Annotated in this window: 1 pseudogene; it reads right to left on the reverse strand. The window is 45.0% G+C overall.

What is annotated here, in order from left to right:
• Positions 1–382: pseudogene (locus tag ACQRBJ_RS16295) on the reverse strand (IS1380 family transposase); the annotation flags it as partial.

Raw genomic sequence — 382 nt, forward strand, 5'->3', positions numbered from 1 at the left:
GATTTCCTCCGAGCAGGAACCGCAGTCTGCCCTGAAGCGATTTACACGGATGTTCTGGGATTCCAGAAGAGCGAAGAATCTCTTATGGGTGTCTGCCTGATGAAAACGCACATTCGTGTTGCCATCGCTGTTCTCGATATAGACTATCTTGTCACCGATAACATATACGCCAGGCCTGTAGCCGAGGAACTTTTTGTAGGTCGGTTTTGCATCATACTTCTCCGTTTCAAGGAACTGATGGTCAAAGTCAACATCGTATTCCTCAATTTCCTTCAACTCGCCTGTAGAAACCAAAGCGTTTATAAGCAATGTGTTGAGTTTGTCTGCAGTATTGAAATCATAGGTCTTGCCTTGGTCGGAAGTATAGGAGATGTTTTCCTGT

Source organism: Prevotella sp. SGI.167 (genome assembly GCF_050313615.1).
In the GTDB taxonomy this organism is placed as follows: domain Bacteria; phylum Bacteroidota; class Bacteroidia; order Bacteroidales; family Bacteroidaceae; genus Prevotella.